This is a genomic window from Flavobacterium sp., assembly GCF_031423415.1.
Taxonomy (GTDB): Bacteria; Bacteroidota; Bacteroidia; order Flavobacteriales; family Flavobacteriaceae; genus Flavobacterium.
This window is the reverse complement of sequence record NZ_JANPFL010000191.1, coordinates 1-3426: the sequence shown is the minus strand read 5'-3', so window position 1 is coordinate 3426 and position 3426 is coordinate 1. Positions and strand designations below refer to the sequence as shown.

Here is a 3426-nt window from a genome sequence, read left to right as displayed (position 1 = left end):
ATTTTGCCTAACATATTGCCACTTTTTTATACCGAAATATACACTTTTTGGCGATTTAAAAGTACTGTTTTCAACTGAATTTAATCACAAGTTATTAACAATCAAATTGTTAATTCATTTTTAAGGAATGACTAAATAATAAGCTGATCCTGTACCTAGACTAGCAGGGTCTTCATTTGGCATACGAATTAAAAATCCTGTACCAGTTGTAAATGTTGTCGATGGCGATACTGATGCATACAAACCAGTGGCTCCTTGAGTATAGTCATAAATATAAAAACGACTTGGCGATTGTGATGTTAGAGGCGAGAATCCTGCCAAAGTTTGTTCACCCACAACTGGTGAAGACCACAACGTGTAATCTAAACGTTTTAAAGAATTACTGTTGCGCTGTACTGTCGTGCTTCCTGAACCCGTGTTAGCTATGTTATTTACTTGGACTAGGTTTGCATTGTTTTCTATAGTTAAAGAACCATTATTGATTATTTCGTTTTGAACTGTTACATTAGTACCTGTCTGTATAGTTAATGATCGACTTACATTAATTATTAATTTTTTAGTAATAAATGCACCGTTAGAAATAGTGTTGTATGTACCATCAATAACAGCAGTTAATAAAGCAGTTGGCGCACCGTTGTCCCACGAAGGAGTAACCGCGGTAGTCCAGGTAGTCACATCGGATATAATAAAGGCAATTGCTGTTGAACTAGCCGCTGAATAACTGGCGTCTGATGCTACACTAGCGGTAACACTATAATCACCAGCATTGGTTGGTGCTATAGCAGAAGAGCCTACAATACCTGTTCCTGTGTATACGTACGTTAAAGCAGCTGCTGAACCCGTTTTAGTAAATGATGGTGATTTAACTGCACCATCATAAACATATTTGAATGGTGCCGTTCCTGTAACTGTTACTGTTGAAGATCCTGAGGTAATTGTTGTCTCTAAATTAGAACCATAATAATCAGTTCCGCCGACCGATAGTTTAAAAAACCATTTATAAACTTGTCCAGCTGGTAAAGTATTAGTTGGCAATACTGTATTTGATACAATGAATGTAGGCGCTATTGTCATACCTGTCCCTGCCGTAATAGGTCCGACGAAAAGCACGTCTGTACCTGCGCCATAATTAATGTTTCCATCGGCAAAAGTTTTAAACAATTGGATCTGGCAAGTTCCATCAGCCGATGCGTCATAAGTGAATCCCGCAATGATGTTTTCACCAACAGCGGCTGTAACAGCTGCGTTCGTTGCTATTATTTGATTTTGAACAACACTAGCAGATGTAATTGTTGTTTCAACATTAGAACCATAATAATCAGTTCCAGCTACCGTTAGTTTATAAAACCATTTGTAAACTTGTCCTGCGGGCAAAGTATTCGTAGGTGCGACTGTATTTGATACTGTAAATGTACCTGCTACGGTTCTAGCAATTCCTGCAGGTACTGAAGACGTAAAAACTAAATCAGTTCCCGAGCTAAAATCAATATTCCCGGCAACATCAGTTTTAAATAATTGAATCTGGCACGTTCCAGCAATCGATGCATCATAGGTGAATCCAGCCGTGATGTTTCCACCAACAGCAGCGGTTGAGGTTGCACTAACTGCAGTAATCTGATTTTGAGCAAATCCAATTGCGCAAACCAGTAATACCGCTAATAAAATTAATTTTTTTTTCATAATAATGGATTTTCGTTATTTAGTTAATTTTTAAAATGTAAATGAACTTCAAATATTATGAATTCTTGTATCACGTCTGACGCAAAATATATTACAAATGATGCATAATGAACATTTTATGTAATGAAACAAGGCATTAATTTGAATAAATATCAAAACAAACAAATAAATACAGGTTTGGTAAATGATAGATCTAGCTCATTATCTCATTCACCTGCACAAAACTTTCATTTAGTGCACGTATTTCTATCCTCAAGTTATGTTTACTTCATTTTGCTAATTACGTTTGCATTGGAAAGAAATTTATTTTTCGTTCGATGGTAAAAAGGGCGTTCTACATTTCAGTTGCCACTTCTTTGCCAACGCTCCAAAAAAAATTACTAGCACAGTTTTTATCAAAAACACTTACGCTTCGCAACTTGCGCCAGTAATTTTTTTCCCCAAGCTGTGTTACATAATTGAGTATTATAATTCATTACAAAGCTTTGTTATTGTTTTTTTGGTTTTTGCAATGAAGTTATAATATCATTTATGTAAAACAGCCGCCACACCCAACGCGCTAGGCGGTGGCTCTAGGACGGTTTTTTGAGAAGCTTCCTCGCACCTGCCGGCTCCTCAAAAAACCACCCTTCACCACCGCCCTCAACAACCTTAGCTATTTCATAGGAACATTTTTCGAACTTAATTACTTTCAAGAACATTTAGGGTCACTGTTTTTACCAACTTTGTGCTTAAATCGGTAGTGTTTGCATTGCTTTTATGAATAGAAAAATGGCTTTAACCCGTAGTTTCTTTGCCTATGGATAAAGCCATTTTTCTACCCATAAAACCAATAAGCCAGCAAGAGTGTGATTTTTTATTTGCCAGAACCATCGAAGTAATTGTTTTCACGATGGCCAAGATGCCATAGCGATTTCATAGCACATTTTTTAGTAACCGCAAATTTAATCATTTCAAGAACGTTTGTGGCATCAAGCCATCATAAAAACAATCAGAAACACCCCAGTAAGCAAATAAAAAAGCACACACTTGCCTGCACTTCTGCACTATCGCACTAGGAATTATCTTTTCATTGTTTTTGTAAGTATTGAAAATCACTTGAAACTTTTCGATAAAATTAAAAATATTAAAAAAGTGATTTTCAATACCCACAAAATCAAACCGTAAGAAAGAGTATAGAATTTTAAAGCAGAAAAATAATTGGAATGGATTTTATATTTCTTTTTCCTGCTTTAAAATTCAATACCCTTTCCGAAGACGACCCTTTTTCAAATCAACTCCCAATCCTTCTAACAAATTCCGATTATACAATAATATTTAGAATTTGAAATCAAAATAAAAAATAAAAAAAAAGAGAGCAAAGGTAAGTTCCAGGTTTACAAAAAAGCAAGTTCAAGCCCTACGTGTTTTTGAAAAAATCTCCACCCGTAACGGATCGCAACAACATTCACTTCCAACTTCAAGTCCACACTTCCGAAGATATATCGGGTAGTATTTTTTCAAAAAAACTTGCTTTTTTGAAACCCTCCACTTGAACGACTGGCTTTCTTTTTTTCTTTTTTTTCTTTTGAAAAATTTAATGGGCGGAGCGTAGCGAGGCACACTTGCATTTCAAGAGAAAATCCGCGAAAAATTGAAAATCTAATCAATTTTTAAAGCCGAATGTTATGACCAATTTTATCATCAAAACCCACCGAGTTGGAACGATTTATTCAAAACCGCATTTATTCCTACTTAACAAAGGGA

At 35.7% G+C, this 3426-nt stretch carries 1 protein-coding gene; it reads right to left on the bottom strand.

All coding sequences use genetic code 11. The annotated features are described in order from the left end of the window. Positions 1-120: 120 nt before the first annotated feature. A complete protein-coding gene (locus RMO83_RS16305) occupies positions 121-1680 on the bottom strand; it encodes a hypothetical protein (RefSeq protein WP_310560762.1) in 1560 nt (519 codons plus the stop codon). Positions 1681-3426: the final 1746 nt, after the last annotated feature.